The organism is Pseudomonadota bacterium (assembly GCA_023229365.1).
GTDB lineage: Bacteria > Myxococcota_A > Polyangia > JAAYKL01 > JAAYKL01 > JALNZK01.
Genome location: JALNZK010000002.1, coordinates 40,444 through 63,826, shown reverse-complemented (window position 1 = coordinate 63,826; position 23,383 = coordinate 40,444). Strand labels below are relative to the sequence as shown.

Annotated in this window: 44 protein-coding genes and 1 tRNA gene; 40 read left to right on the top strand and 5 right to left on the bottom strand. The window is 42.8% G+C overall.

Features of this window, described 5'->3' with window-relative positions; all coding sequences use genetic code 11:
- Positions 1 to 4: 4 nt before the first annotated feature.
- The 8 genes from M0R80_01280 to M0R80_01245 all read left to right on the top strand — a co-directional run bounded on the left by M0R80_01280 (position 5) and on the right by M0R80_01245 (position 4,352).
- Complete coding sequence (locus M0R80_01280) at positions 5 to 1,411, top strand: RtcB family protein (GenBank protein MCK9458268.1); 1,407 nt, start codon at positions 5 to 7, stop codon at positions 1,409 to 1,411.
- Positions 1,412 to 1,597 (top strand): hypothetical protein, encoded by a 186-nt coding sequence (locus M0R80_01275; GenBank protein MCK9458267.1) that lies wholly within the window; start codon positions 1,412 to 1,414, stop codon positions 1,595 to 1,597. It begins immediately after the preceding gene.
- Positions 1,578 to 1,937, top strand: a complete 360-nt coding sequence (locus M0R80_01270; GenBank protein ID MCK9458266.1) for a DUF2294 domain-containing protein — start codon at positions 1,578 to 1,580, stop codon at positions 1,935 to 1,937. Before M0R80_01275 ends, M0R80_01270 begins: the two co-directional genes overlap by 20 nt.
- A complete protein-coding gene (locus tag M0R80_01265) occupies positions 1,934 to 2,659 on the top strand; it encodes a metallophosphoesterase (protein MCK9458265.1) in 726 nt (241 codons plus the stop codon). The genes M0R80_01270 and M0R80_01265 overlap by 4 nt, the downstream gene beginning before the upstream one ends.
- 266 nt (positions 2,660 to 2,925) lie before the next feature.
- On the top strand, positions 2,926 to 3,300 hold the full coding sequence (locus tag M0R80_01260; protein MCK9458264.1) for a hypothetical protein: 375 nt from the start codon (positions 2,926 to 2,928) through the stop codon (positions 3,298 to 3,300).
- 49 nt (positions 3,301 to 3,349) lie between these two features.
- Positions 3,350 to 3,766: a thioredoxin family protein gene (locus M0R80_01255; protein ID MCK9458263.1), complete on the top strand. Its 417-nt coding sequence runs from the start codon at positions 3,350 to 3,352 to the stop codon at positions 3,764 to 3,766.
- A 21-nt stretch (positions 3,767 to 3,787) separates the two neighbouring features.
- Entirely contained in the window at positions 3,788 to 4,090 is a 303-nt protein-coding gene (locus M0R80_01250) for a hypothetical protein (GenBank protein ID MCK9458262.1), read from the top strand.
- A gap of 7 nt (positions 4,091 to 4,097) precedes the next feature.
- Entirely contained in the window at positions 4,098 to 4,352 is a 255-nt protein-coding gene (locus M0R80_01245; protein ID MCK9458261.1) for a hypothetical protein, read from the top strand.
- Here M0R80_01245 and M0R80_01240 read toward each other — a convergent pair.
- Genes M0R80_01240 through M0R80_01230 form a run of 3 tightly spaced genes read right to left on the bottom strand, consistent with a single transcriptional unit; the run spans position 4,349 to position 5,423 of the window.
- Entirely contained in the window at positions 4,349 to 4,585 is a 237-nt protein-coding gene (locus tag M0R80_01240; protein ID MCK9458260.1) for a hypothetical protein, read from the bottom strand. The genes M0R80_01245 and M0R80_01240 overlap by 4 nt on opposite strands.
- Positions 4,585 to 5,142, bottom strand: coding sequence for an NUDIX hydrolase (locus M0R80_01235; GenBank protein MCK9458259.1), 558 nt, complete (start codon positions 5,140 to 5,142; stop codon positions 4,585 to 4,587). The genes M0R80_01240 and M0R80_01235 overlap by 1 nt, the downstream gene beginning before the upstream one ends.
- Positions 5,136 to 5,423 (bottom strand): hypothetical protein, encoded by a 288-nt coding sequence (locus tag M0R80_01230; GenBank protein MCK9458258.1) that lies wholly within the window; start codon positions 5,421 to 5,423, stop codon positions 5,136 to 5,138. The genes M0R80_01235 and M0R80_01230 overlap by 7 nt, the downstream gene beginning before the upstream one ends.
- 30 nt (positions 5,424 to 5,453) lie before the next feature.
- Here M0R80_01230 and M0R80_01225 point away from each other — a divergent pair, with 30 nt between their 5' ends.
- From M0R80_01225 to M0R80_01070, 32 genes are all read left to right on the top strand, one after another.
- On the top strand, positions 5,454 to 5,999 hold the full coding sequence (locus M0R80_01225; protein ID MCK9458257.1) for a hypothetical protein: 546 nt from the start codon (positions 5,454 to 5,456) through the stop codon (positions 5,997 to 5,999).
- 18 nt (positions 6,000 to 6,017) lie between these two features.
- Positions 6,018 to 6,677, top strand: a complete 660-nt coding sequence (locus tag M0R80_01220; GenBank protein MCK9458256.1) for a hypothetical protein — start codon at positions 6,018 to 6,020, stop codon at positions 6,675 to 6,677.
- Positions 6,678 to 6,686: 9 nt separating this feature from the next.
- Positions 6,687 to 6,860 (top strand): hypothetical protein, encoded by a 174-nt coding sequence (locus tag M0R80_01215; GenBank protein ID MCK9458255.1) that lies wholly within the window; start codon positions 6,687 to 6,689, stop codon positions 6,858 to 6,860.
- Entirely contained in the window at positions 6,857 to 7,051 is a 195-nt protein-coding gene (locus M0R80_01210; protein MCK9458254.1) for a hypothetical protein, read from the top strand. The genes M0R80_01215 and M0R80_01210 overlap by 4 nt, the downstream gene beginning before the upstream one ends.
- A complete protein-coding gene (locus tag M0R80_01205) occupies positions 7,041 to 7,271 on the top strand; it encodes a hypothetical protein (GenBank protein ID MCK9458253.1) in 231 nt (76 codons plus the stop codon). The genes M0R80_01210 and M0R80_01205 overlap by 11 nt, the downstream gene beginning before the upstream one ends.
- A gap of 132 nt (positions 7,272 to 7,403) precedes the next feature.
- Entirely contained in the window at positions 7,404 to 7,643 is a 240-nt protein-coding gene (locus M0R80_01200; protein ID MCK9458252.1) for a hypothetical protein, read from the top strand.
- A 172-nt stretch (positions 7,644 to 7,815) separates the two neighbouring features.
- Positions 7,816 to 8,277, top strand: coding sequence for a hypothetical protein (locus M0R80_01195; GenBank protein MCK9458251.1), 462 nt, complete (start codon positions 7,816 to 7,818; stop codon positions 8,275 to 8,277).
- A gap of 1 nt (position 8,278) precedes the next feature.
- The gene (gene nadD / locus M0R80_01190) at positions 8,279 to 9,172 is read left to right on the top strand and encodes a nicotinate (nicotinamide) nucleotide adenylyltransferase (GenBank protein ID MCK9458250.1); all 894 of its coding nucleotides are present in this window, start codon (positions 8,279 to 8,281) and stop codon (positions 9,170 to 9,172) included.
- Between the two features lie 8 nt (positions 9,173 to 9,180).
- On the top strand, positions 9,181 to 9,327 hold the full coding sequence (locus tag M0R80_01185) for a hypothetical protein (protein MCK9458249.1): 147 nt from the start codon (positions 9,181 to 9,183) through the stop codon (positions 9,325 to 9,327).
- Positions 9,324 to 9,626 (top strand): hypothetical protein, encoded by a 303-nt coding sequence (locus M0R80_01180; GenBank protein MCK9458248.1) that lies wholly within the window; start codon positions 9,324 to 9,326, stop codon positions 9,624 to 9,626. The genes M0R80_01185 and M0R80_01180 overlap by 4 nt, the downstream gene beginning before the upstream one ends.
- Positions 9,627 to 9,787: 161 nt before the next feature.
- Positions 9,788 to 9,994, top strand: coding sequence for a hypothetical protein (locus M0R80_01175; GenBank protein ID MCK9458247.1), 207 nt, complete (start codon positions 9,788 to 9,790; stop codon positions 9,992 to 9,994).
- A gap of 2 nt (positions 9,995 to 9,996) precedes the next feature.
- Positions 9,997 to 10,326, top strand: coding sequence for a hypothetical protein (locus tag M0R80_01170; GenBank protein MCK9458246.1), 330 nt, complete (start codon positions 9,997 to 9,999; stop codon positions 10,324 to 10,326).
- Entirely contained in the window at positions 10,323 to 10,637 is a 315-nt protein-coding gene (locus tag M0R80_01165) for a hypothetical protein (protein MCK9458245.1), read from the top strand. Before M0R80_01170 ends, M0R80_01165 begins: the two co-directional genes overlap by 4 nt.
- A 40-nt stretch (positions 10,638 to 10,677) precedes the next feature.
- On the top strand, positions 10,678 to 12,672 hold the full coding sequence (locus M0R80_01160) for an NAD(+) synthase (protein ID MCK9458244.1): 1,995 nt from the start codon (positions 10,678 to 10,680) through the stop codon (positions 12,670 to 12,672).
- Between the two features lie 135 nt (positions 12,673 to 12,807).
- The gene (locus M0R80_01155; protein ID MCK9458243.1) at positions 12,808 to 13,173 is read left to right on the top strand and encodes a hypothetical protein; all 366 of its coding nucleotides are present in this window, start codon (positions 12,808 to 12,810) and stop codon (positions 13,171 to 13,173) included.
- Positions 13,174 to 13,177: 4 nt separating this feature from the next.
- Positions 13,178 to 13,254 (top strand) — tRNA-Leu (locus tag M0R80_01150).
- An 11-nt stretch (positions 13,255 to 13,265) separates the two neighbouring features.
- On the top strand, positions 13,266 to 13,469 hold the full coding sequence (locus tag M0R80_01145; GenBank protein MCK9458242.1) for a hypothetical protein: 204 nt from the start codon (positions 13,266 to 13,268) through the stop codon (positions 13,467 to 13,469).
- 164 nt (positions 13,470 to 13,633) lie between these two features.
- Positions 13,634 to 13,882 carry a hypothetical protein gene (locus tag M0R80_01140; protein MCK9458241.1) on the top strand — a complete coding sequence of 83 codons (249 nt, stop codon included), beginning with the start codon at positions 13,634 to 13,636 and terminating at the stop codon, positions 13,880 to 13,882.
- Between the two features lie 11 nt (positions 13,883 to 13,893).
- The gene (locus M0R80_01135; protein ID MCK9458240.1) at positions 13,894 to 14,631 is read left to right on the top strand and encodes a hypothetical protein; all 738 of its coding nucleotides are present in this window, start codon (positions 13,894 to 13,896) and stop codon (positions 14,629 to 14,631) included.
- A gap of 169 nt (positions 14,632 to 14,800) precedes the next feature.
- On the top strand, positions 14,801 to 15,982 hold the full coding sequence (locus tag M0R80_01130) for an NUDIX domain-containing protein (protein MCK9458239.1): 1,182 nt from the start codon (positions 14,801 to 14,803) through the stop codon (positions 15,980 to 15,982).
- Between the two features lie 21 nt (positions 15,983 to 16,003).
- Complete coding sequence (locus M0R80_01125) at positions 16,004 to 16,594, top strand: hypothetical protein (GenBank protein ID MCK9458238.1); 591 nt, start codon at positions 16,004 to 16,006, stop codon at positions 16,592 to 16,594.
- Positions 16,594 to 16,896, top strand: coding sequence for a hypothetical protein (locus M0R80_01120; GenBank protein MCK9458237.1), 303 nt, complete (start codon positions 16,594 to 16,596; stop codon positions 16,894 to 16,896). Before M0R80_01125 ends, M0R80_01120 begins: the two co-directional genes overlap by 1 nt.
- 1 nt (position 16,897) lies before the next feature.
- Complete coding sequence (locus M0R80_01115) at positions 16,898 to 17,212, top strand: hypothetical protein (protein ID MCK9458236.1); 315 nt, start codon at positions 16,898 to 16,900, stop codon at positions 17,210 to 17,212.
- Positions 17,209 to 17,544 carry a hypothetical protein gene (locus M0R80_01110; protein ID MCK9458235.1) on the top strand — a complete coding sequence of 112 codons (336 nt, stop codon included), beginning with the start codon at positions 17,209 to 17,211 and terminating at the stop codon, positions 17,542 to 17,544. Before M0R80_01115 ends, M0R80_01110 begins: the two co-directional genes overlap by 4 nt.
- Before the next feature lie 3 nt (positions 17,545 to 17,547).
- Entirely contained in the window at positions 17,548 to 18,660 is a 1,113-nt protein-coding gene (locus tag M0R80_01105) for a hypothetical protein (GenBank protein ID MCK9458234.1), read from the top strand.
- Complete coding sequence (locus M0R80_01100) at positions 18,653 to 19,093, top strand: hypothetical protein (protein ID MCK9458233.1); 441 nt, start codon at positions 18,653 to 18,655, stop codon at positions 19,091 to 19,093. The genes M0R80_01105 and M0R80_01100 overlap by 8 nt, the downstream gene beginning before the upstream one ends.
- Positions 19,093 to 19,368: a hypothetical protein gene (locus M0R80_01095; GenBank protein MCK9458232.1), complete on the top strand. Its 276-nt coding sequence runs from the start codon at positions 19,093 to 19,095 to the stop codon at positions 19,366 to 19,368. Before M0R80_01100 ends, M0R80_01095 begins: the two co-directional genes overlap by 1 nt.
- Positions 19,368 to 19,745, top strand: coding sequence for a hypothetical protein (locus M0R80_01090; GenBank protein ID MCK9458231.1), 378 nt, complete (start codon positions 19,368 to 19,370; stop codon positions 19,743 to 19,745). Before M0R80_01095 ends, M0R80_01090 begins: the two co-directional genes overlap by 1 nt.
- Positions 19,746 to 19,762: 17 nt before the next feature.
- A complete protein-coding gene (locus M0R80_01085; GenBank protein MCK9458230.1) occupies positions 19,763 to 19,981 on the top strand; it encodes a hypothetical protein in 219 nt (72 codons plus the stop codon).
- Positions 19,982 to 20,019: 38 nt separating this feature from the next.
- Positions 20,020 to 21,210, top strand: coding sequence for a hypothetical protein (locus tag M0R80_01080; GenBank protein ID MCK9458229.1), 1,191 nt, complete (start codon positions 20,020 to 20,022; stop codon positions 21,208 to 21,210).
- 9 nt (positions 21,211 to 21,219) lie between these two features.
- A complete protein-coding gene (locus M0R80_01075) occupies positions 21,220 to 21,702 on the top strand; it encodes a hypothetical protein (protein MCK9458228.1) in 483 nt (160 codons plus the stop codon).
- Complete coding sequence (locus M0R80_01070; GenBank protein ID MCK9458227.1) at positions 21,702 to 22,763, top strand: class II aldolase/adducin family protein; 1,062 nt, start codon at positions 21,702 to 21,704, stop codon at positions 22,761 to 22,763. The genes M0R80_01075 and M0R80_01070 overlap by 1 nt, the downstream gene beginning before the upstream one ends.
- Here M0R80_01070 and M0R80_01065 read toward each other — a convergent pair.
- Positions 22,754 to 23,095: a hypothetical protein gene (locus M0R80_01065; GenBank protein MCK9458226.1), complete on the bottom strand. Its 342-nt coding sequence runs from the start codon at positions 23,093 to 23,095 to the stop codon at positions 22,754 to 22,756. The genes M0R80_01070 and M0R80_01065 overlap by 10 nt on opposite strands.
- Before the next feature lie 14 nt (positions 23,096 to 23,109).
- The gene (locus tag M0R80_01060) at positions 23,110 to 23,346 is read right to left on the bottom strand and encodes a hypothetical protein (GenBank protein ID MCK9458225.1); all 237 of its coding nucleotides are present in this window, start codon (positions 23,344 to 23,346) and stop codon (positions 23,110 to 23,112) included.
- Positions 23,347 to 23,383: the final 37 nt, after the last annotated feature.

Below are 23,383 nucleotides of genomic sequence, written 5' to 3'. Positions count from 1 at the left end.
AATCATGAACGGCAAACAGCTTGTTAAACTTGGATGTCCTGAGGATTGTGCCCGTCTTGCGGTCGATGCTATTCGTGTAGCCCGAGAGGGCGGCGATGATCGCAATATCAAGGCTATCATGAAGACTTTCTTCACCAACCCTCAGGAATATGTCGGAGATAAACACTTCGGAGATTTAGCCAATCTTCTAATTCAAGAGCAACAGTTTGTTCGATCTGCTGCTATCCCCTACAAGGTATGGGGGTCGTTGGAAGAGGGTTGTGACGGACAAATGCAGCAAGCTTGTTCATTGCCGATGGCGGTTACTGCCGCCGTTATGCCAGATTGTCATGTTGGTTACGGACTGCCCATTGGTGGGGTTTTGGCTTTGCAAGGAGCCGTATGTCCGAATGCGGTCGGCGTCGATATTGCTTGCCGTATGAGCTTGTCAATCCTAGATATGCCAGTCAATTCCTTGGAAAAGAAATTTAATTTGTACAGGGAAGCGATTGCCAAGAGCACTCGTTTTGGTATTGGCGACGGCGGAAATGCGGTCTTCGATCAGCCCAAAAATCATCCGGTTATGGATGAGGATTGGGGAATTACCAGAGTCACCAAACAGCAAAAAGACAAAGCCTGGAAGCAGCTAGGAACTTCGGGTAGCGGAAATCATTTTATTGATGTCGGCATTCTGCAAATACAAAATTCGCCATCGCTTGCAGATATTGCTGGGCTGCTCCCTGGTGAGTATGTGGCAATTATGACTCATTCAGGTTCTCGGGGACCGGGGGCAGCAGTATGCCAAATGTATCACGGGGTTGCTCAATCCAAGTTGCCGAAGAAATATGACGATTTGAAAAATCTGGCATGGTTGGATTTGGCATCCAATGATGGGCAGGAATATTGGCTCGCAATGCAATTGATGGGTCGATTCGCTCAAGCCAATCATCAATTGATTCACAAGGCTATGGCTCAGAATTTGGGAGCCAAAGTTTTATTTAATGTAGAGAATCATCACAATTTCGCTTTCCTTGAAACGCATGATCCGAATCAAGGCGAGGTAGTGGTGCATCGTAAGGGAGCAACCCCTGCAAGCCATCGTATGCTGGGTGTAATTCCTGGTTCGATGGGCACGCCTGCTTATATTGTGGTGGGCAAAGGTAATCCGGCGAGTCTTTGTTCTGCTTCTCACGGGGCGGGGCGATTGATGTCTCGTAAAAAAGCCAAAGAAAAATATGTTTGGAAAGCTGTCCAAGGTAACTTGGATCGGCAAGGTGTCATTGTCTTGGACGCCACGGCAGACGAAAGCCCTGGGGTCTATAAAGATATTGATACAGTTATGGCGGCTCAATCGGATTTGGTTGAAATTGTTGCAACCTTTAATCCGAAGATTGTGAAAATGTGTGGCGATAACAGCCCCTCGGAGGATTAGATGGATCAACACATATATTATTCAATTGGATTTAGAGACGCCCTGGCTTCTATTTGTGCCCAAGCAAGGCTCACAAATGCAGAAGATGCAATCCAAAAGACGGCTGATGAATTGCTTAAATACGATCCAGATCAATGTCATGCTAAATGGATAAAGGAACACAAATGTGACTCAAGGCGAAATTGAAGCTGCTGTTTGTGGAGGAATTACCCGATTTGAACAGGAATTCATGGGACGGGGACCAAAAGAAATTCACACTCATTTATTGGGTGATTTTTTTGTAATCCGGCTTACAGGGGTGCTTACTGCTTCTGAAAAACATTTGGTAGAAAAGCAGAAAGAAAAAGGAGTTATTTTACTCAAACAAGTGCGGGTTCATTTGCTTGAAACGGCTCGGCCATTTTTGGAAGCATTGCTTGCAGAAATAACTGGCGTCAGGGTTTTGAGCATGCACCATGATATTAGCACAATAACCGGCGAAGAGGTTATTCTCTTTACGATGGAAAAATCACCGATAAAAAAATGAGCAAACCGCAACCTTATATTCGTATTATTGGCGACATACACGGCTATCTCAATTATAGAGGTGGTAGTCGTAGTTATTTTAACTTAATGGGTGCTGCCGAATACTCAGTGCAGCTTGGTGATTTTGGATTTGCTTGGAGCGGGCAGCCAGATTTTCACCAACAAGTAGCCAACATTGATAAAGCCCATCATGTTGTGGTTCTTGGCAATCATGATGATTATGACCATCGTGTTCAACACGCTCTTGGCGATTATGGCACTCATTCTTTTCCGCTCAAAGAGGGGAATTTTGAGTTCTTCTATATTCGTGGAGCCCGCAGTATTGATCGAGCAGAACGTATTCCCGGCATTAGTTGGTGGGCAGATGAAGAATTGAGTTGGACACAGGGGCATGAATGTGTGTTGGCTTATGAGAAAGCAAAGCCAGAAATAGTCTTGACACATGATTGTGCAGAAGAGATAATCTATTTATTGGCCCATACTGGCAAGGATCGTTTCTTGCAGGACTTCCGACCTAGTGTTACCAATAGGATTTTGCAATCCTGTTTAGAGCGGCACCGACCAAGGCTTTGGCTTTTTGGACATCATCACATCAATTGGGTACAAGAGTATAAGGGTACTACTTTTATGTGTTTGGATGGACATATGCCGTCGTGGGGTCATAATATGGGCTATGTAGATTTTGATGACATGGGCAATTTGCTTACACCAAAACCACTATAATGGTAGAATGTCTTGAAAGGCGTAAGAATGCCACTGGCGATTGTTCCTTTTGGAGGGATGACAAGGGGCAGTTCTATTATGTTGATGGGCATGGCCATATTGGCACATCGCACCCCGGCGATATGACTGCTTTGCTTCATTTGCCCGATGATGGCACTGTTTTGATTTGGGATCATCGAGGACGAAATTATGGTGAATATCCCATAGAGATTAGACGTGAAGCAGAAAAAAACAATCCAAAGCTTAGATTAAATTATTGTTAAATCATGAGTGAAGATGCACGTAGTGACCACAAAAAATATAAAGCGATAGTGCATGGCTATGTCAAACGGCTTTGTGCCGATTTTCCCAGTGATGCCAAGGAAGATTCCTTAGTCATTCTTTACAAGTCCTTCAAAAAATTCGTTGCTCAATATCCGACTTCTGAAGATCGAGAAAAATGGCTAGAAGAAATAGCCAGAAGAGATGCTGAGGCTCGTGAGTTTGCAAAAAAATTCATGGAAGACTTTAACAGAGAATGGCATTACGATCCTGAAAAAAATACGTTGTGGAATGAAATTGATGGAGAAATTATTCGCACGTCGTATGTTACGGAAAAGCCATCACTGCTCCGCAGGCTTTTGACATTCATAGGACTTTAGTGTTTTGTGAAGAGTAAATATAGGTGGAACCTTAACCAAAGGAGTTGTTATGAAGTATTTACTATTTGTTTTGTTGTTGTGCGTGGTTCCTGTGCAAGCCGCAGAAGTTGCCAAAAAAGCGGAATCTCCCAAATCGAAAGAAATGACTTATGCAGAAGCATATAAAGTCATAACGGTTTCTAAGAGACCGTTGTTTGTAATTCTCGGTGCCCCTTGGTGTCATTATTGTGAAAAATTGAAAAAAGAAGTTATTCCTAAGGTGAAGTTTGGAAAAAAAGTTTTGGTAATGGTGGATGCTGACAAGGATCAGGCACTCGCCAAGCAGCTATCCAATGAACAGCCAATTCCACAAATCATCAGATACAGATATGATCCGAAGGTCAAGGGTTGGTTGAGAACAAGATTGATGGGATATCGATCTATTCAAGAAGTGCAAGAGTTTGTGGACGAAACTGAAACCAAATAACTTTGTTCAAGAGGTGTTTTAATGGACAAGGATGCAGTCAAGGAACTGATTGCTAGAATTGTAGCCGATATTCAAGGCTGCAAAGCAACAGAACTTCCAGTTCACATTGCAAATCATGTAAACCCAACAGTGCGACAACAAGTTTTTGACAACAATTTCGATTTTCCAGATTTGTTGCAAGAAATGATTGCCGAAGGCAAGTTGGTGGAAGTGGAATATGTTCTGCCCAATATGACTTATAAATGTAAGTCATTTTTGTTGCCCGCTGGAACTATTCTTCCTTCATCGACCACAGGCGAAGGATATCAGCAATTGAATGCATAGATAATGTATGCAATTCAGAGAGTGGTTGTTAAAAGAGGATGATCTACGCACAGGTGCCAAGCTTGGATTATATCCTTCTATTTATGATGCGTTGGGTCAATATCCTCCCTTATATGTGACTCCTTCTTCGGCTGATTTTATTACTTATTTTGCTATGCAATATGACAAGAAGCCACTAAAATCTTTGAAGCCTGGATTTATTGATCCAAAAGATACTACGAGGGGCGATACAAAGATAAATATTTGGAAGATTCCAGATTAGTGTTCTATTTTCTTTAATTTTGTGTAATACTTGGGGTCTTCTCTCAGGTGGGCAACAGCAATTTTAAGAGCCTCAGCATCGTTTTTGATGACTTTGGTATCTTTTCCCATTTTGCCATTGTGTTCTCGCTCTACTTTTACACCCATTTCTAGTTGTTTTTTGTCTAAGCAAGCAATATCTACTTTTGCTTGTTTGGCCAAGTTTTTTATACAAAATTCTGAAAAAGTAATCATTATTTCCTCGATAGTTGTTGGAGTTTTGCCGCCGCATTATCCAGAAGTGCTTTGAGGCCAAAGTGTTTGGGCGTTACTCGCATGAGTTCTTCAAAAGTTAGCCAACCCGATTGCCCGCCTTCTTCCCACTGACTGTTTGCTTCTGGGCTTATAGGGAATTCGTGAGGAACAATACCAATATAATTCCAATAAAAGAAATTGCAAGGTTGTCCCTGTGGTCCTATTTTACTGTCTTTGTAAACATAGATTTCTTGAAGCCGAATGGGTCCGTTATAGCCTGTTTCTTCACGCAACTCTTGTTTGGCGTGATCTTGGGGAATTGTGCTATTTATTAATTCCTCCACATCGTTTAAGCCATATTCATCAAGGAAAATACCGCCACCAAAGATTCCAAATGTGCCTCCTTCATTGACAAATGCTCCCCGATGGTTGGCACCAAATCGACGGGTGCTTTGACAGAAGGGTAAAACACCCGATCCAGCATCTCCCCAGTAACGGCAACCACGCTTGTTGTTGTAGGCACCTTCTTGGAGCACATATTCTTGAAAGGTTAGCATACCATATTTACGAACGGAATATTATTTTCCGCACAATATTCTTCCAATAACTCATTGACGGATTTTAGCTGATTTTCCTGGGGTAAATAGATTTTGTAGAGTTGGCCTTCATAATCGCCAGCAAAGGCAGCATGTGCCGAGTTGCTGTTACGAAAAACTTGAACAAATTCGCACCAACGATCATTGATTCGTTTGATGGCAATGGGGATACTGCCATCTCCAAAATACTCTTTGGCGATGCGGTCAATCAAGTCTTCTTTGTGAACGTAATTCGGTAGCATATTCTATATTATAGTGATATAATACGTATCATGGAATACACATTAATAGGCGGCCCTCTGTTTTCTGATGGTGCATATTATGCATCAATGACCATCAAAAAACTGCTAAGAGATCAAAGAAATTGCTGGTCATTAGAAATTCCTGGCTATGCAGAGGAACATCTGTGTGTTCCTTTCTACGGCGATGATGATGGGGATTGTATTGGTTTTGACGAATTGGCTTCAATACCCGAGCTAGAGATTCAGCAAGGTCTTTTTGATGAGTGCTATTCTAAGCACGGCACATTGGTGATTGGTTATGAGTATGAAGAGGAATCCAACTTATTGCGATGGCATCAGTGGATTAAATATACCCGTTCTGTAACCTTTGTTTTTCGCAAGCGGGAAAACAACGTCATCAAAAAAGTGTGGATTTTTCACGATATTAAACCACATGACATAGAGATGTGTGATTCCATTCGGGGGCTTGACGACGTATCCTTGGAGTTTCATTTCGGCAGATTTGAGAATAGAGATTTACAACCGCCACTTCTGAAGTATAATGAGGGTACTAGGTCAGATAATTTGCCGTTCTAACTCGAAAAGGAGAACTTCATGTCCCGTCCGATGGCTTTTTTCCTGGTGTTTTGTGGTCTTCTGCTACTGATGGGGGGCTGCACCTTTATTTCTGGCTGGTCGAACTTCGACAATGAGGTGAGGTTGCGTAAGGGAATTCAGGGAAAATCCAATTCCAATGAAGCATCGTTTGACACGATGAAGAAGATTCTCAGCCAAAAGGTGCAAATCGCCAATATTGGGCAAGCCCAGTTGAAAGAGATTTACGCCGATTTGATTGAGGGTCGCAAGGGTGGGGCACTCTTCAAGACCGTTTCTGAGCAATATCCCGATCCTGAAAAAGCCATGTTTCTTTGGAAGGATTTGATGAATTCTGTGGAAGCGGAACGCAAGACTTTTCTGCGTGACCAAAAATCCATTCAGGATATGGTGGCTGAGCGGGAATCGCTTATTGCTGGGTTTATGTCTCGCCCGATGTTGAAGATGTTTGGCGGTGATACTATGCCTATGAAGCGAAAGGGACATCCCGAAGCCGATGGGACGCCTGCCGACCACCAATACATCTTTATTACATCTTCCGACACCCAGCGAACTTCCGAGACGGGCAAGGAAGACGATACCGATCTTGGCCTGGATGGTGGCAAAAAGAAGGCCGAGAAAAATGGCATGTTTGCTCCTGGCCAAGGGCCAGTGAAATAGGAGGTTGCCATGAAGTCTCCCAAAGTTCCCAAGGTTGCCGTGCGTAAACTGAGCAAGATCATTGCTGATTTGGAAGTTTGGCAAGGCACCTATGATATGGACGATTGGGACTTGGCTGGTGCTGCCAAAAGCCAATTGATGCGGTTGTTGCGAAAGTTGGAAGAGCAGGACGAATCGGTATGACCACTTATTACTGGGAAGCCGATTCTGGTTCTGGTCAATTTAGGGCAAAAGATGATTTTGAAGCCCGCCGCCGAAGACGATCAGACTGTATTGTGCTTTACAAGGAAAACGACACACCCAACGGCGATCCATTTATTATTGTTTGGGATAATAAAATGGATGAAAATGGGAGGTTTTTAGATGAGCAATGAATACCGGGTTACTCCAAAGGTCACGAAGACTTCCCTCAACAAGCTCAGAAGAATAATTAGCTTGTTGCATGATTGGCAAGATCAATATCCTTTTATGCTCCCTGGTTTGCCGATGGGTAGCCCAATTAGCTTGACCATTGATGCCCTGAATGCAAGTCGGCAGCTTGGGGATATGTTGAAACAATTGGAGCGAGAATATGAGCCGAACGAAAAAAGGTAGCAAGGGACCGGGATACGAACACTGGAAATCCCGATTGAAACGGCAAGGCGACCAACCCGGCAAGAAAACCAAAGTCGTCACACATCAAAGAGAGCGTGCTATCGCAAAGCGGGATTTGAAGAAAGAAGAATAATGGACAAAATACCAGACTTGTTTGCTTGGATGGGTGAAGACGAATTAGGCAGTGGTGATGTTGGGATTAAACAGGGATTTACGCCTTGTGGCTTGATTCCGTTGGTGTCGGTTGATGTCAATAAGATTGCTCAGCCGCTCATCGCAAATCAAATGCAAACCCAATCCAAGGCTTATAAAAAAACTATTCGTTTAATCAGGTTTGTTGCCCAAGAAGTAGTTATCACGGTGGAACCATGAAGTGTCAGTATTTTTACAAAGCCTGGATTATGGAGCACCACTGCCAAAGTGAGGCTGTGGCTAAATTGACAGCCTATGGCAAAACTACTTGTTTGTGTGAAAATCATCTTCGAGAGCGGCGTGCTATGGCGGGAGAAGATTGTACGAAGATAGAATACCTAGAGAAAACATCATGACATCAGAATCGTCCCCATTAGATGAAACTACTTTGAAGCCGCCTGCAAAAAAGCGGCAAAAGCTTTCTCCCTTGGCTAAAACAATTCTCAAGAATGCATCCCTTCGTGCCACTCATTGTAAGGCATTGAGAGAGTTGGGCATAAATCTTGATTTGGTTATGCCCGACAACACGAAAGGTTTGCGAGTTGAATTGTTTGCTTATCATGTGTTAGAAAATCCAGCACTTACTGTGGAGGAATTTCCAGAGGCTTTGAAGGTGGAATTTGGCGAAAAAGCCAGGACGGTTGCCATTCTTATCAATAATTTTATTGTTGATAAAATACGACTCAGGCATTTGCCAAAGCCGAGGAAAGAAAAAGACAAAGAAAAAGAAAGCAAACAAGCAATTAAAGAGGTTCTTGAAGAAACTCTCGATGATTGTTATGCCGAAGAAATTGAGGAAGAAGAGGTTGCGTAAAATGGAACCATATCAGTCACAAATCGAAGAGGCATTTGACAGTGCTTTTGGTCGCACTCCATTGCGTCAGCGATTGGATGATATAGAGGGTGAAGTCAGGGAGTTGGTTCGTTTCACCGATCTTCGCAATCTGAAGGAAGAAGCTGGTGATGCCCTTTGTAGCCTGATTCAATTATGCAATGAATGTGGCTGGGATGCGGGACATTTAATTCAGGCTACATTGGCAAAGATTGAAGATCGCAAACTGCAATATCGTTCCCTGGGAAGAAAGATCAAGGTTGCTATTCTTGGTGGAGCTTTCAATCCAGTTACAAAAGCCCACATTCGCATTGCCCAGTTTGTTTTGAATACCAGTCGGACTTTTGATGAAGTGTGGTTGATGCCGTGCGGTGAACACCATATGTTTGGCAAGGAAATGGCTTCTGCCGAGCATCGCCTAAACATGGTGGAAATTGCTTGCGAGGCAGATGGTCGTATCAAACCATTTGATTATGAGATTAGAAACAAACTCAGTGGCGAAACTTACCAAACTGTTAAGTTATTGTTGGAAGAAGATTTTGCCAAAAACCAATATGATTTTTCTTGGATCATTGGCATGGATAATGCCAATGAATTCGATAGGTGGGTTAATTACGAACACCTTGAGAAAATGATTCGCTTCATAGTGGTGCCAAGGGATGGTGTGGAGCGAGACCCCGATATGGGTTGGTATTTGAAGCCACCGCACATCTTTTTGGGTCATACGGATGGAAAGATTGGTGAAGTATCTTCCACGATGGTGCGGGAATGTTTGAAAAATGGCATAAGCCTAAATCAAAAATTATTGGATGAAAAGGTGTTGGAATACATTAGAGAGCATGAATTATACGGGATTTATGATCTCGAAAATTTGTAGGGTGCAACATGGAAGAAAAACTAGCAAATGCTTTAAATGATCTCATTGAGACTGTGGAAGCATATTATGAAGTTGAGGAAGATGCAGAGGTTGTATCCTCTATCAGCAAGGCGAAATCACTTCTGTTAGAGTGGGAACGGGCGAAGCCAAAATGACTCCAAAAGAACATATTACACAAATGGATATTTGGGCAGGCCCAGAACATATTGCTGAATGGCTGCCCAAAAGAGAAGATATTCCCAAAGAGTTTTGGGGAGAAAACAAATACACAAAAATTGTCCACAAGTGGTTTTTCTCCGGGGCAGAGGATGTTGTATTTATAGTGAAAGAAGGCATCAATCAAAGTCGTGCCCTTGCTCATATCAAGGCTTGCCTAATGTCTTTTGATCCCGATCATGAATGGAAAATTGCCGGATGTGCCTATCTTTTGTCTATTTGGTTTGAAGTAAAATGATAACTGCCACTCTCCAAGTTTATGAAGCCTATAACGAAGAGATTGTTCACAGCACTTTTGACAAGGATTTTTCCGACGAAGATGCTTTGAACAGATATTTGGGCGAACAAAACCAACATCCATTTCTAGGCATTAAAGTAATAAAGGAAAGGAGGTGAGCCATGATTAAACACAAAAAAAAGTTTGGCATTTATCATTGGGACACCTTTGATAATGAAACTATTTTGATCGATGAGGCCAACACGCAGCAGGAAGCAGAGGATAAGGTGCAGAAGCGTTATGGAGACCGCATTCGATCTATAGGTGCCGATCAGGTCGATATTGTGGACAAAAAAGGCAATATTGTCAAAAAGTTTTCAGTAGGATAATTATGACCGCTACTCGACAAGATATTGAATGGTGGATTAAAACTGCTCAAAACAAGGGAGCATCCCACGTTGTCGTAGTTCACGATACTTTTGATGGTGATAATTTTCCGCTTTACATTATGCCTGGGGAAGACCCAACGGAAGTATTTCATGAAAAATATATCAAAGGTCGGAAACCACCCGAGGCAGCTTATGCTGCTGATGAGTGTTATGACCTGAGATTGAATATTCAAGAACAGTTACAAGAACGCAGGGCACATCACTGGGAAAAATGGCCCAGCTTAGGACCAATAGACCCAACCATATCTAGAACCGAAGGAGAACCACATTGAACATCATCAAGGAATGGATTATTCCTGTGAGTGCGGTTTTGCTTATTGTGATTGCCCTTGTAACCTATGTGGCCATAAGTGCCCATCTTCAATGGCACGAACAATATGGTGCAAAGCCGGGCACAGTTGAGTTTAAAACAAATGTCGGAGGCAGCGGCAAGATGGCGGTGCGAGACCTGGACAATGCCGAACAGGAAGTACAAACGGAGTGTAACCATAACTGGGATATGATAAAAGCCATTAAAGGGATGGAGATTAAAGGCTTTGATGGATACCCCAAAGTGACGATTTTGAAGAAAACGCCCTGGTGATAGTTTTCCTGTACATTGAGGGATTGAAAGGGTCAAAAACATGAATTTTGGACTTGTCAGAGTCGCCGCTGTATCCCCTAAAGTTAAAGTAGGCAATGTTGCTGCCAATGTTGCCGAAATCAAGCAGGCGATATTCTATTTTACGAAAACTGATCCTGCCGAAATCATTGTTTTCCCCGAATTATCCATTACAGGATACACTTGCGGCGATCTGTTTGGGCAAACCAAACTTCTGGATGCTGCCGAAGCTGGGTTGTGGGAAATAGCCAACAGCGTCGAAAAAAACCAATTGGTTGTGGTTGGTCTTCCTTTCCGTGTAGGCAACGCTCTTTATAATTGTGCGGCTGTTCTTTCCAATGGACAAATTTTGGGCATTGTGCCCAAGCAGCACATTCCCAATTACAAAGAGTTTTATGAATCCCGTTGGTTCAAAGCTGCAAAAAATATTTCAACCCTCATTCCTTTCCCAAGGTATTGTGAGGGACGACAATATATGCCAAATACTCGATTTGGCACCGACCTTTTATTCCGTGCTGGGGAAGTGGTTGTAGGAGTCGAGATATGTGAAGATGGTTGGATGCCTATTCCTCCATCTTCTCATCAAGCAATTGCTGGGGCGAACATTCTGCTCAATCTGTCTGCCAGCAATGAAGTGGTGGGCAAGGGTGATTATCGAGCCCATCAGGTTGTGCAAGCCCAGTCGGGACGTTGTATTGCCGCTTATATTTACGCTTGTGCCAGTCCCACAGAATCCACCAGTGATATTGTGATGGCCGGTGACTGCATCATTGCGGAAAATGGATCGATTTTGGAACGGGTGCGATTGGAGCCCCACGCTTCTATCATTACTGATGTTGATGTTGAGAAGTTGCAGAACGAGCGACGACAGACCATCAGTTTTGCCACTTTGGAACCCGACCAGACCTATCGCTTTATTGATTTTAATTTACGTGACTCAAGTGATAGTCGTCCATTGAAGCGGCACGTTGATGCTCATCCCTTTGTCCCCGCCGACAATGCTCAATTGAATGATCGTTGTGAAACAATTTTCAAGATTCAGGTTCTGGGCTTGCAGAAACGATGGGATCAGATGTGTGGACACCCGATGTATCTTGGGCTGTCCGGTGGTTTGGATTCCACATTGGCTTTGCTGGTTGCCAAGGCTGCTGGGGTTGATGTACGAGCTATTACTATGCCCGGTTTTGGCACTACCGACAAAACGCTAAATAATGCAAAACGATTGGCAAAACTACTAGATGTGCCTTGTGAAACCATCGACATTCGGAAAACTTGCTTGAATATTTTCAAGGACCAAAATTACAAACCCTTTGACATTGATGTTGACCATTTGTTGCTTTTCCCTGAAGCTGTGGATGAATTTCAAGAATTACTCCAAGAAATACCACCCAACAGCAAAGACTTGAAGTTTGAAAACATTCAAGCCCGAGTGCGGACACTGGAATTGTTCTCCCGTGGATTTGTTCTGGGCACTGGTGATTTGTCCGAAATGGCTCTAGGCTGGAGCACATATAACGGCGATCACATGTCCAGCTATAATGTAAACTGTGGTGTCCCAAAGACTTTGGTAAAATTTTTGGTGGGATGGATTGCCAGGAATCGGTATTCCAAAGGTGATATTGCTATCCCCGGAAGCGTAGCCGAAGTTTTGATGGATATTGTCAACACTGTTATTTCGCCTGAGTTGCTTCCCGTTGGACCGAACGGAGAGGTACAGTCGAGTGAGGACTTCCTGGGTCCATATGAATTGCACGATTTCTTTCTCTATCATTTTGTGCGAAATGGCTTTAGTCCAGAAAAGATTTTGTATTTAGCAAATCAGTGCAAGTTTGATGTGGATTACTCGCCAGAGTTTATCAAAAACACACTTCGCACATTTTTGAAGCGATTTTTCCACAATCAATTCAAACGAAATTGTGTACCCGATGGTCCCAAGGTTGGAACGGTGAGCTTGAGCCCTCGGGGAGATTGGCGTATGCCGAGTGAAGCAGACCTTGCTTTGTGGGGAGTAGGATAATGGACACAATACAACATTTGTGGGAGGCAAGCAAACCATTTGGCCCAATCGTCTTGGGAATGTTGGCGATTTGTGGTATGATGCTTGCTATGAAGTTATTCCAAAAGTTTTTGGAATGGCTGGAAAGGTGGTAACATGATTAAAATTCAACTCAAATTGACGCAAGCAGTTTTGGAACGGTTGCTTCAAGATGACGCCCAGTTGGAGGCTATTGTTGGTGAACAACTTCTAACCAATCTTGCAGATAGCTTGAAGGATAGGATTTCCAAAAGCATTACCGAAGGCATTGATTTGCAGGGAATGCACATTGGCAATGTCACCGTGAATGAATTGGTGCGTGCCCAAATCAGAAACGAAGTGGGTAATTACTTGCGGATTGAGGCCCCTGTCATTCGGCCTATGATTATAGAGGAGGTGCAAAAACAGCTTCCGGGCGTCATTCAAAGTCAGGTTGCCTCGGAATTGAAAAAGGCGGCATCAAGAGTGTTAGAAGGCAAATAAATTGCGGCGGGTAGCTCAGTTGGCCAGAGCATCAGCCATAAACAAGCTGAAGGTCGCAGTGTTCGAATCCTGCCCCGCTGACTTAGGAGGAAATGATGAAAGTAATTCTCATTGAAGACAAAGACGCCAAATCTTTGTTGGAAAAATTGGAGTTCGCCAAATTAAAGGAAGCAGGTTTTTTTAATTATGAAAAACCTGGGGAGCCACTAACTTCAGAGCAAATACACCGAGTGTTTCATTTGGTGGTGACTCGATGGTTGCAAGAACAAGGGGCAGATAGACTTTTTTTACAATGAAACCATTTCGCTATTTCCAAATTCGATGGAGGGAGCCCCTTGGTTTATCTGAGTGTCCTTACCTTTATCGTTGGACATTCATTTTTTTTAATTTTTCCATCCGAATCCATCACTGGATCAGAAGCGACGATAAACGATATTTTCACGATCATGCTTGCGATTTTGTGTCGATCATCCTCAAGGGTCATTACACGAATGTGACTCCCGAAGGGCGATTTGAAGTCAAAGCTGGTTCGTGGTGGGTATCCAAGGCTGACAAACGACATTACTTGGATATTCCCAAGGGCGGGGCGTGGACAATCCTGTTTTGCGGCAGACCATATCGCAAATGGGGATTTTGGGTCAATGGGCACCTGTGGCGTCCATTGCGTTATTTTCATAAGTTTGGTGTTCCTGCTTGCGACGTACAATAGGGAGAAAAATTATGCAAACGTTAGTAAAAGAACAAGTGCGGCTGCCGGAAGAGTGTGAAAAATCAGATTTGGATTTGGCTAAGGCGGCAGATGAATTGTTGGGCTATGGCCGAATGAAGAAAAAGATAGAAGCACAGCTTGCCGATAGCCCCGCTCGGAGGCTTATTGTGGCTCTGAACGCCTTGGATGTTAGACCATTCACACAAGAGTCGGTGCAAGCCTACAAAGAAGCAAGAATCAGCAATGTAGAAAGGCCACCTGAGTACAAAACAACATTTAAAATGTTGCATTTTTTGGACAATTGTATGGGTTCTACATTGCTTGCAACGATTGCGTATTGGATAGTGGCTGGCATTACAGCAGCAATTTGCAATCGTTTTGGTGTCTCTTTGCCAGTTTGGGCCATTGTTGTGGGCTGTGTGCTGGGTGGCTCATTCCTTTGTGCGTTGTTGCCCTATTTGATTATCTATAATTTCATAGCCCCAGAACAGTTGGTGGCAAAATGGGTTCGTTATTCGCTTGACCAATACAAAAATGATATGCCAGAGTTTGCTTTGCAAACAGCGGTGGATATTAAGAAGCGATGCCCAGAAGCAAATTTTATTGTTGAAGAATTTGATGTAAAAAAGCGACCGAAGATACAAGACCCATTCCTGATTGTTTTTACACCAAGTGGACAAGAGTATTACATTGAGGTGTGGGGAGAAAAAGAGTTTTCCAAGAAACGTCCAGAAGAACCAGTGCAATGAACCGATTTGTTGCTAGGGCCGAGGCTGGAAAGGGCTGGAAGATTTGGAATCGAAAAACCAAACGTCCTTGGGGAAATTTTTATCAAGCATATCCAGAAGATTTGCTTGAAGAGTTGAATGGAGAGCGGCGTCCAGAAAAAATAGTTGAACTAACAAGAAAGTATCAAACATGCAAGTAATTTATGCTGGCGAAGCTGCTCCCGAATCTTTCAGCAAGTCGATTTTTCTTGCCGGTCCCACTCCACGCCAATCCCCGGCGTTAGCCATAGAATCGTGGCGACCGAAAATGTTGGAAGCCCTGGAGAAGGCAGGCTACGATGGCGTAGTATTTGTCCCTGAATCACGGGATGGAGTTTGGCTAACTGATTACATGGGACAGATTGAGTGGGAACAATCGTCCATGAATATGTCGGACATTGTTTTGATGTGGGTGCCCCGTGAAATGCACAATATGCCAGCACTCACCACCAACATCGAATTTGGGATGTTGGTTAATTCTGGCAAATTATTTTATGGTCGTCCTGATGGGTCTCCACATACCGCTTATCTGGATTACATGTATCATAAAATTACTCATTCCTATCCACACAAAAACATAGATGAGTTGGCCCAAGAGGTTTCTGACATTCTGAAAGAGGGTATTTCCCGCACAGGTGGTGAACGTTGTATCCCTCGACATATTTGGACCACTAAACATTTTCAAGATTGGCTAAAGCAACTGAAGGCAGTTGGCAATCGTTTGGATGATGCCAAGGTGCTATGGAATTTTCTGTTGAAAAACAATTTTCCATTTTGTTTTTCAATTTGGGTGAATGTATGGGTCGAGGCAGAACAGCGGCACAAAGAAAACGAAATCATTGTTTCTCGCACTGATATTTCCTCCATTTGTGCTTATTACAAGGGGGAAGGCCGAGTTGGCGAAGCCGAGGATTGGCTGGATACGGAAATTCTTTTGGTGCGTGAATTCCGTTCGCCAAATCGCACAATTGATGGATTTGTCCACGAATTGCCGAGTGGCTCATCATTTGGTAATGATAATCCACGAGAGGTTGCTGCTCAGGAATTGGAAGAAGAAACAGGTATTTCCATTAGTCCCAATCGCTTTGTGGAAGCCAAAAGTCGGCAATTGGCGGGAACCTTTAGCACCCACAAAGCCACTTTGTTTACTGTTGAGTTGACAAAGATGGAAATCACGGCAGCAAAGATGAATGCCGGGCTTGGAGAAGTTCACGGAAATAATGTGACGGATTCAGAGCAGACCTACTTGGAAGTCAGAACCGTCCACGAAATACTGGAGAGCAATCTTTGTGATTGGACAACGGTTGGCATGATTATGGAGGCCATTCGATAAAAAATGCACAAACCTTGGAGAATGCTGGGCACGAAGCGGTGGTATAATTTTGACAATGACTTGAGATTATACCACGGCACATCCAGTGTTTTTATACCATCAATTACAAAATATGGTTTGTTGCCGCCATTGAAAAGTTTGTCAGAACGAGTGGCAGACGCAATTCGCATGTATGGTTTTGAGGCAGATGAAAAGCTGTTGAAAGCTTGTGTGGATACTGTGTTTTGGAACGAAGAAGGAGCAATTTGTCTTCACCCTTCACAGATCAGTGCAGCTAGATATTCTCGACATTATAAAAATGGTGGAGAATTGAATGATTTGGTAAAATACAAACTCGAAAAAAAGATACGCAGAAAATTGCCCAATTTGCATCCCAATAGTTTTCCAATAGTTGTAGAAGTTGTTTTGCCGGTAAGTTGGTTAGAAAAACATGATGGGGAATTTATTCAGAGAATGCACAGTTGTGCTCGTCGGATGGCGGAACTTACGCACTATACTGCTGATGAGGAAAAGGATCATTTTATTCAAGGGGCTGGCGAATTTAGGTTAATGAAAAAAATTCCACCATCAAGAATTACCAGAATCATGGAAAGCTTGGGAAGGGGATTTTAATGGATAAAAAATGGGAACATATTTTTGGGGTATTTGACGCATGGATGACTTCGTATGAAAGTCATGTAACTTGGCCCGAGTGGAAAATTCAAAAACGAGTAATTCAGCATTTGGCTGAATTAACATTCGTTGCTTATCATATTGATTGGCCAAAGTTTTGGGGAGACACAGAAAATAAACTTGAGCATTTAGAATGGAAAGAACAAAAAGAAATAATTGCAAACGCTTTTGATATAAAATATTGTGAGCGAAGACATATGATGGATAAGCCCAAACGGGCGGCTGTTTCTTTCGAGGTATGAAATGAAATTTCCACATAAAGCAACAAAAAAGGGTGATGTTTGGGTTCACGATTTCCATGATGTGTTGTCGGATTTTTTTAACGATCATGAAATGTTCTCCACTGATTTGGCGGGTCTAGCGTATCATCCTGTTGGAAACACCAAAGATGATGGCAATTTCATAGTCATCGAACATCGCAAGAATCATCGCCCTCGCTACGTTGGACAATTCTGTGTGAGCGAAACGAAAATTAAAAGCAAGGCATGGAAATACAAGGGTAGGAAATACGGATATTGTATTTACCAAGCCGCAGATGACAACATAGGTGCAAAATGAAAGAAGCATTTATAAAAACGGTGCAAGATCGATTTTGTTTTGATTTGCGGGAAAAAACCAAACATTTTTTCTTGAGCTACCTTCTTGACAATTGGCTCGCTCTTACAGATGTGTTTGAAGCCGATATAAAACAAGCTGATATCGATCAGTATGTCAAGGAAGTTGCCGCCGTTACTGGCAGCGAATGCACAGAGGATATGGCACGGCTGGCTATTTGTCTGGATGTATTGGGGAAAATATGCAAGCCGATGGAGCCCTGGACCCCTGAGCAAATGGAACGAATAGCACAGCTTCGTAAAAAATATGCCAGCGTAATTTCACAAGGAGAGTAAATCATGGATCAAAAACAGCTATTCATTCCAGAGAAAATCAAGGTGGGCTTCCAAAATAGGGAGGGCACCTATACCAAGAAATTGGCATATGTGATTTATTATGACCAGAAAGGCGTTCTCAGGAAAGAGAAATCTTGGCAGTCTTGGCGGGATAAAAAGATTGATCCAATTGAGTGTTCCAATGTGCCAACCGAAGGGTTTGTTTTGAATAAGGGTGTAGGAGGAGCCCGACATTCATATGGTTGGAATGCTCGCAATGAATATATTCGGGTGTATGATCCCCGAGATTTCGAGTTTGAAATTTCAGTTGCTAATTTGCTTTTCATTCTGCGGGAATGCGATTGTAGTCGGGGCAAAGGACTTGAAGGAAAGTTTGTTTTTGCTTGGGATGGGACGGAGTTGGTTTTGCTGCCCGCATGTTCTCAGGATTATAAAAATTCGCAGAATTTCACCGAGCTTCAGGGGCAGGGTGTTAAGGCCAAGGATTTGATTCCGGGGGCATCTTACACAACGAAGAAACAGGGGGTTCTGATTTATTTGGGCAAGTTCGATTGCCATTATACTGTGGAATTGGACCATAAGGGTTTTCCATCTAATAAAACACCTCTCAAGAAGTGGGTGTTTGTCAAAGTTGGCAAGGAAGATTTTGTGCTGTTGGATAATGTAAAATCTTTGGCAGTTTGTAATTCGTCAACACCTGTGCCGAATTATGCTGAACTTATGGACAAGTTTGCCAAATCTATCTACGGCAGCAAAGTCGCAAGATTATTTACAAAAGAATACGCTCCAAAACCCAGAAAAAATTACTGGGATTACGATTTTTGGTTTGCAAAACTTCCCAATGAAGAGTATGTGGAGTGTGCGACACACTACAAATATGATGATCCCACAAAAGTAGATTATGTGGAGACTAGAGAGAGAGTTTTTCTCAAAGACGGTGTGTTGCACCACGAATGGAATAGTCGCTATACTTACCGACCAGGAGATCAACGCCGTTGTGGCAGTGAGTCTTGGATTGAGCCAACAAATTTGCATTTGTATGTAGAGTTGGAAAGTGGTTCTCAGTTTAGATTTTCAGAACGTCGCCTATTACAAGAAGGAGAAGCAGATGGCTAAGAAAACAGATCAGAAAACACTTGACCTAATCAAGGAAGTCAAGCGGAGGAAGGAAGAGATTTCCAAGATTGAAAAACCCAATTGGATTACCAATTGTTCATTTGGCTACATTGAAGGCAATGTGGCAGGTCGCACCAATATTCATGTTGAGGCGAGTGTGAAGAACCTCATTGGTATGGCTGCATTTTTAATGGACAAAGAACGCACGTATGCAACGGCTGCGGCTGCTATGGAGGTAGACGCCCCATTGTTTACGTGGGATGGTTTTTCAGTTTCGGACTGGGTTGCAGACATCAAGGCAAGAATCAACAAGGTTCAAATTGCTTCTAAGAAAAAGTCTCTAGAAACACTTGAAGGGCGATTGAATGCAATTATCAGCCCCGAACTGCGGGCTGAGCTTGAGTTGGAAGCCATTGCCGGGGAGTTGGGATAATGAATCTTGATGATTGCACCAAATCTCATTTGATTGATTTGGGCGAACACGCCATGTATGTGATTTTGAAGGTTTGCCCAAATCTTCACGATGTGGTGGTACTTCACCATAATGGCGAATATCAAGATATTGATTTTTATTTCAAGGATGATCCCAGAAAAGATGAGGAAGGTTATCTTGGTTGTGGGATCGAGGAGTTCACAATGGACTCAGAGACTTACGATCAATTGGCAACAATAACCAACATTATATGTGCTTGTCTGGGAGTCAAATAATGGGTTGCCATCGTTGTGAATATGTGATGTTTGGAGCCAAATTCAAATACAATGAGTTCGAGACTCCCGATGACGACTATGAGCTAACTGAGCCATACGATGACAACGCATACCAGGATAAAGTCACTAGTTGCAATGGACTGACACTGGTGACGGATGGCATGAATGGCAATTATATTTACTTTGGTGAAGTGATTGCAAAAGCAAGGGAAGAAAGCGAAGGAATAGAAGTTAGTTTTGAAGTTGAAACGCTGCAATCTGTTATTGGTGTGAAAAGAATTGCAATTATTGCAGCAATTAAAAAAGAAGCCGAGAAACTGGGCATCACTTTGCCGCCATTTGATGTAGGGTTGCATGTCTTTACTCATTGGCATTAATCGTGAAGGAAATGAAAATGAAGGAAGCAACAGAATTATCGATATCTGTGCGTCAATTTGCCAAAAATAAGGACGTGGTTTCAAACGGAAATTTACCAGCATTTTTGGTAATTGCTTTGGGCAATTTCTCCCAGGCAGTATTAAAAGCCTGCGAAGATGCTGGGATGCTTGTAGACATCAGTATGGAAATATCATCGGAAAGCTCGTGTAAGGGGCCTGATGACCACCACGATTGAGTTTACAACCTCCATTCCTGAAGTATAATGTTGTGGAGGTGAAAATGATAATTTGGTTTGCCCTGATAATCCCCATTCTGGCTGCCCCTTTCCTGTACTTCGGGTTTAAACACCTAATTGTATGGTGGGAATTGCTTATTCCAGTGGGGGTATGCCTCATCTTCATCGCTTTGATGAAATGTGGTGTGGAAACCTGTCTTACTGCCGATACGGAATATTGGACTGGCTATGTTACGCAAGCCAAATTCCAAGAGCGATGGACAGAGGAGTGGGACGAATATATCCCCGAACAAGGGCATACTGAATATAGCGGAAGTGGCAAGAATCAAACGAGTCGTTATGTTGTGGATGTTCCCGCTCATTGGGAACACCGCATTGTCCACCACCCTGATGAGTTTTGGATGGTTGACAACAACGGACTTACCCGAAGCATCAGCCGTGATTATTACCATCAGTTAACAAAGCTGTGGCACAATAAGCATCATCAAAATGTGATTCATGTCAATCAAACTTCCCGTGGCGATGGTGGAATCAATTGGACGAATTGGGATCAAAAAAGAGACACAATGATTGTGTTGACAACTTCCCATCAATATGAAAATCGTGTGCAAGCCTCGCACTCTGTTTTCAAATTCCCCAAGATAGAAGATAAAACAGACTTATTTGATTATCCCAGCCTAGAAGATGAAACTAATGTGCCCAGCATTTTGGGGGTGTCCGAGAGCGATCCCGCAAATCGTTTTCTTTGCACCCGTAATGCTGAATTGGGACAAGAGAAACAAATTCGAATGTGGATTTTAGTTTACAATGACAAATCTTTGCAAACCGCCATCGATCAAGAGTCGTTGTGGATGGGGGGCAATAAAAATGAATTGGTAGTTTGCATTGGCACTAATGCGAAGCAAGAAATCAAATGGTGCTATGTTTTTTCATGGACGGAAAGTGAACGGCTCAAAATCGATGTGCGGCAACACATACTGGGGCAGAAGAAGCTGGATTTGATGGATGCAGCCGTGTATATGAGCAACGAATCCTGCAAACAATTTGCCAGAAAGCATTTCAAAGATTTTAGCTATTTGACAGTTGATCCACCCATGTGGTCAATTTGGACCACATACATTGTTACGCTTTTGATTACGGCTGGTTGCTCAACTTGGTCAATATTTAATCAATTTGATGAGAATAACCCGACAGGTAATGGTGGCTATGGTCGCCGTTGGTCATACTAGGAGATAAAGATGGACGACACACTGCTTGCGTTATTGAAGGGATTGCCCAAAGATCAATTGCAATCCATTATCGATGCTGGTCAAAAACTATTGGGAACCCCCAAAGATCATCGATGCCACTGTGAAGAAGAGGATGGTGGGATTGTGCTGACGACGGGTGAAGAAGAGAGGGAAATTCCTGAAAATGTAATGGATGAGTTGCGTGAATTGTGGAGTGACACGCAAGATACGGAATATCTTACAATTACTTACCCCACAGAGCTTGAGGTACAAATTGATTGTAATGGTCACTCGGGCGATTTTGAAGAGGATATCGAACTGGATATCAATGTAAACGATATGCCAGACGCAGCAGATATTTTGCGTGATAACAAAGAAGTCAAAAAAGCCGCCGATGCACTCCACGCAAAAATGGAAAAATTCCTCAATCGAGCCCAGGCAGTGGCAGATGAATACGGCAAGGATGTTGATGACATAATTGATGAATTCTGATGAAAACACTTTTTGTTGTAGGCACCTATGACGATTCGGGTGGACGGCCATCTTCCTATGGCAGGAAGTTTGTCGATGAGTGTTTGCGACAAGGGAGTGTTTTAGAGTATCAATTCTACAATGGTGGCAAGTTCGAAGATTTGGAAAGAATTGTATTCAGGGATTTTGATACCATTTTTTGGCTTGCCGATGTTCCTAATGACAAACCCAAATTGGTTAGGGAAATCAAAAAGAATCATCCAACTTGCATGTTGGTGACATCCAAGCGAAACGATGCCAGTAAGTATGGCCCTTTGCATCTGGTTTCTAGAGCCCTGCAAACAAAAAGTAATTTGTTGATAGAGCTTCAAAAGAACAATGGTTTTGTTTCTGCCGCTGTTTTAGACCCTCTCGGCAATTGCTTTCTTAAACAAACTCCCTCCATTGCTGTGTTGGCATCGGCATTGTTCAAACGTCTTAGTGTGCTACGAGGCTTTACAAGACAGCCCAGTATGCGGATTGGCGAAGCCATCCCGTTCCCAGAAACAGAGTGGCAAACAGAATTTTTTGATATGGTGCGTAGACACGCTCAGAGATTTCATGAGCTTGTTGCCGCCGAAACGGAAAGATTTTTGGGCAATGTATCATTTCGTTGCTTGAATGGATTTCCATCTTTTCGACACAAGCAAATAATTTTTGTATCTAAAAGAAATATTGATAAGCGAGGGATTGATAGAGACGGATTTGTTGCCGTTGAGAAAGCAGAGGGATATGTCGCTTATTACGGCACAGATAAGCCCTCTGTGGACACGCCAATTCAACTGGCTCTTTACAAATTGTTTCCCCGCATCAACTTCATGCTTCATGGCCACACTTATGTGAAAGGTGCTCCTACAACAACACAAATTGTTCCTTGTGGAGCTTTGCAAGAAGTGAATGAAATTCAGGCTATTGTTCCGTCAGACTGTAGCTCCTTCTGTGTCAATCTTTTGGGACACGGTAGCTTGTACGGAGCAGCGAGTTTGCAGATGCTTTATGACATTCCTTATGTTGCTCGCCCGCTGCCGGAATATCAAGAGTAGGACACTACTACATTCTCATCGCATTGATATTGTGCGATCTCTGTTTCTATAAAATTCGTGGCAAGTTCAATTGCTGTGGATTGCCATGTTAGTTCTCTTTCAAACCATACTCGGTTTGTGGTATCCACATAATTGTAGACCGGGGCTTTGCCATCAAAGCCTGTAAGGTTTACTTTTTTTATTACCACTTTTTCTAAAACGCCTTTTCGTGCCTTGGCAATAACATAGAGTACAGACCCTATTCCAAAAGGAAATGTATAATATTCGGTGACTTTAATTGGAAGAGCACAACCTTTAATGGTTATTTTTCCAGTTGCTGTGTAGTCGGCCATGTTTCTCCACTTATTCAGACATTGGTTGCCCCATTTTGGGCAATATTATGTATGTGATCTAATTGACTTTGTAATTGGGATAGTTTATTGTTTGATTTTTCAATTATTGTTAATGCCATAATGCCGCTCACTGGAGGCAAAACAGGAGTGATATTGACTGTTTGATTTAATAGATTCTGTAATCTTGATAATTGGTTATTGGCATTGCTGTATTTGATTTCACTGCCAAAAATAGGTTTAACTTCTGCCATACTGTATTTAGGGGGTAGGGGCATAGATTTAACGGGT

Coding starts and splice junctions, on each gene's coding strand:
- M0R80_01280 (MCK9458268.1), top strand. CDS start 5: ATGAACGGCAAACAGCTTGTTAAACTTGGATGTCCTGAGGATTGTGCC.
- M0R80_01275 (MCK9458267.1), top strand. CDS start 1,412: ATGGATCAACACATATATTATTCAATTGGATTTAGAGACGCCCTGGCT.
- M0R80_01265 (MCK9458265.1), top strand. CDS start 1,934: ATGAGCAAACCGCAACCTTATATTCGTATTATTGGCGACATACACGGC.
- M0R80_01260 (MCK9458264.1), top strand. CDS start 2,926: ATGAGTGAAGATGCACGTAGTGACCACAAAAAATATAAAGCGATAGTG.
- M0R80_01255 (MCK9458263.1), top strand. CDS start 3,350: ATGAAGTATTTACTATTTGTTTTGTTGTTGTGCGTGGTTCCTGTGCAA.
- M0R80_01250 (MCK9458262.1), top strand. CDS start 3,788: ATGGACAAGGATGCAGTCAAGGAACTGATTGCTAGAATTGTAGCCGAT.
- M0R80_01245 (MCK9458261.1), top strand. CDS start 4,098: ATGCAATTCAGAGAGTGGTTGTTAAAAGAGGATGATCTACGCACAGGT.
- M0R80_01240 (MCK9458260.1), bottom strand. CDS start 4,585: ATGATTACTTTTTCAGAATTTTGTATAAAAAACTTGGCCAAACAAGCA.
- M0R80_01235 (MCK9458259.1), bottom strand. CDS start 5,142: ATGCTAACCTTTCAAGAATATGTGCTCCAAGAAGGTGCCTACAACAAC.
- M0R80_01230 (MCK9458258.1), bottom strand. CDS start 5,423: ATGCTACCGAATTACGTTCACAAAGAAGACTTGATTGACCGCATCGCC.
- M0R80_01225 (MCK9458257.1), top strand. CDS start 5,454: ATGGAATACACATTAATAGGCGGCCCTCTGTTTTCTGATGGTGCATAT.
- M0R80_01220 (MCK9458256.1), top strand. CDS start 6,018: ATGTCCCGTCCGATGGCTTTTTTCCTGGTGTTTTGTGGTCTTCTGCTA.
- M0R80_01215 (MCK9458255.1), top strand. CDS start 6,687: ATGAAGTCTCCCAAAGTTCCCAAGGTTGCCGTGCGTAAACTGAGCAAG.
- M0R80_01210 (MCK9458254.1), top strand. CDS start 6,857: ATGACCACTTATTACTGGGAAGCCGATTCTGGTTCTGGTCAATTTAGG.
- M0R80_01205 (MCK9458253.1), top strand. CDS start 7,041: ATGAGCAATGAATACCGGGTTACTCCAAAGGTCACGAAGACTTCCCTC.
- M0R80_01200 (MCK9458252.1), top strand. CDS start 7,404: ATGGACAAAATACCAGACTTGTTTGCTTGGATGGGTGAAGACGAATTA.
- M0R80_01195 (MCK9458251.1), top strand. CDS start 7,816: ATGACATCAGAATCGTCCCCATTAGATGAAACTACTTTGAAGCCGCCT.
- nadD (MCK9458250.1), top strand. CDS start 8,279: ATGGAACCATATCAGTCACAAATCGAAGAGGCATTTGACAGTGCTTTT.
- M0R80_01185 (MCK9458249.1), top strand. CDS start 9,181: ATGGAAGAAAAACTAGCAAATGCTTTAAATGATCTCATTGAGACTGTG.
- M0R80_01180 (MCK9458248.1), top strand. CDS start 9,324: ATGACTCCAAAAGAACATATTACACAAATGGATATTTGGGCAGGCCCA.
- M0R80_01175 (MCK9458247.1), top strand. CDS start 9,788: ATGATTAAACACAAAAAAAAGTTTGGCATTTATCATTGGGACACCTTT.
- M0R80_01170 (MCK9458246.1), top strand. CDS start 9,997: ATGACCGCTACTCGACAAGATATTGAATGGTGGATTAAAACTGCTCAA.
- M0R80_01160 (MCK9458244.1), top strand. CDS start 10,678: ATGAATTTTGGACTTGTCAGAGTCGCCGCTGTATCCCCTAAAGTTAAA.
- M0R80_01155 (MCK9458243.1), top strand. CDS start 12,808: ATGATTAAAATTCAACTCAAATTGACGCAAGCAGTTTTGGAACGGTTG.
- M0R80_01145 (MCK9458242.1), top strand. CDS start 13,266: ATGATGAAAGTAATTCTCATTGAAGACAAAGACGCCAAATCTTTGTTG.
- M0R80_01135 (MCK9458240.1), top strand. CDS start 13,894: ATGCAAACGTTAGTAAAAGAACAAGTGCGGCTGCCGGAAGAGTGTGAA.
- M0R80_01130 (MCK9458239.1), top strand. CDS start 14,801: ATGCAAGTAATTTATGCTGGCGAAGCTGCTCCCGAATCTTTCAGCAAG.
- M0R80_01125 (MCK9458238.1), top strand. CDS start 16,004: ATGCTGGGCACGAAGCGGTGGTATAATTTTGACAATGACTTGAGATTA.
- M0R80_01120 (MCK9458237.1), top strand. CDS start 16,594: ATGGATAAAAAATGGGAACATATTTTTGGGGTATTTGACGCATGGATG.
- M0R80_01115 (MCK9458236.1), top strand. CDS start 16,898: ATGAAATTTCCACATAAAGCAACAAAAAAGGGTGATGTTTGGGTTCAC.
- M0R80_01110 (MCK9458235.1), top strand. CDS start 17,209: ATGAAAGAAGCATTTATAAAAACGGTGCAAGATCGATTTTGTTTTGAT.
- M0R80_01105 (MCK9458234.1), top strand. CDS start 17,548: ATGGATCAAAAACAGCTATTCATTCCAGAGAAAATCAAGGTGGGCTTC.
- M0R80_01100 (MCK9458233.1), top strand. CDS start 18,653: ATGGCTAAGAAAACAGATCAGAAAACACTTGACCTAATCAAGGAAGTC.
- M0R80_01095 (MCK9458232.1), top strand. CDS start 19,093: ATGAATCTTGATGATTGCACCAAATCTCATTTGATTGATTTGGGCGAA.
- M0R80_01090 (MCK9458231.1), top strand. CDS start 19,368: ATGGGTTGCCATCGTTGTGAATATGTGATGTTTGGAGCCAAATTCAAA.
- M0R80_01085 (MCK9458230.1), top strand. CDS start 19,763: ATGAAGGAAGCAACAGAATTATCGATATCTGTGCGTCAATTTGCCAAA.
- M0R80_01075 (MCK9458228.1), top strand. CDS start 21,220: ATGGACGACACACTGCTTGCGTTATTGAAGGGATTGCCCAAAGATCAA.
- M0R80_01070 (MCK9458227.1), top strand. CDS start 21,702: ATGAAAACACTTTTTGTTGTAGGCACCTATGACGATTCGGGTGGACGG.
- M0R80_01065 (MCK9458226.1), bottom strand. CDS start 23,095: ATGGCCGACTACACAGCAACTGGAAAAATAACCATTAAAGGTTGTGCT.
- M0R80_01060 (MCK9458225.1), bottom strand. CDS start 23,346: ATGGCAGAAGTTAAACCTATTTTTGGCAGTGAAATCAAATACAGCAAT.